This is a genomic window from Halorubrum sp. SD612 (assembly GCF_002135005.1).
On the sequence record NZ_NEWI01000402.1, the window covers coordinates 1 to 1,004 of the forward strand.

At 71.4% G+C, this 1,004-nt stretch carries 1 protein-coding gene; it reads left to right on the forward strand.

The features are described 5' to 3' along the window. On the forward strand, positions 1–1,004 hold a 1,004-nt coding region (locus tag B9G38_RS17690), incomplete at both ends, for a pyridoxal phosphate-dependent aminotransferase (protein ID WP_143415669.1).

The following is a 1,004-nucleotide window of genomic DNA, read 5'->3' on the forward strand; positions in this document are numbered from 1 at the left end:
CCCGGCGAACGTGGTCCAGGCGGGCGAGGACGCCCTCGACGCCGGCCACACCGGCTACACCGCCCCGAACGGCGTCCCCGAACTCAAGGAGGCCATCGCGGAGAAGCTCCGCGGCAACGGCGTCGACGCCGACGCCGGGGAGGTGATCGTCACCCCCGGCGGCAAGCAGGCCCTGTACGAGACGTTCCAGACGCTGATCGACGAGGGCGACGAGGTCGTCCTCCTCGACCCGGCGTGGGTCTCCTACGAGGCGATGGCGAAGCTCGCGGGCGGCGACCTCTCGCGCGTCGACCTCGCGCCGCACGGCTTCCAGCTGGAGCCCGCGCTCGACGAGCTCGCGGCGACCGTCTCCGACGACACCGAGCTGCTCGTCGTCAACTCCCCGTCGAACCCGACCGGCGCGGTGTTCTCCGAGGCCGCGCTGGAGGGCGTCCGCGACCTCGCCGTCGAGCACGACGTGGCGGTCATCTCCGACGAGATCTACGAGCGCATCACGTACGGCGTCGAGCCGACCTCGCTCGCGAGCCTCGACGGCATGGCCGACCGCACGGTGACGATCAACGGCTTCTCGAAGGCGTACTCGATGACCGGCTGGCGCCTCGGATACCTCCACGCGACCGAGGAGTTCGTCGGCGAGGCGGGGAAGCTCCACTCTCACTCCGTCTCCTGCGCGACGAACTTCGTCCAGCGCGCGGGGATCGAGGCGCTCGAAAACACCGAGGCCGCGGTCGAGGAGATGCGCGACGCCTTCGCCGACCGCCGCGACCTCCTCGTCGACCTGTTCGACGAGCACGGCGTCGACGTCGACGTCGGCGACGGCGCGTTCTACATGATGATCCCCGTGGACGAAGACGACCAGGCGTGGTGCGAGGCCGCCATCGAGGAGGCCGCGGTCGCCTGCGTCCCCGGCAGCGCGTTCAACGCCCCCGGCCACGCCCGGATCTCCTACGCCGCGAGCGAGGAGCGCCTCCGCGAGGCGGTCGACCGGCTCGTGGCGAACGACC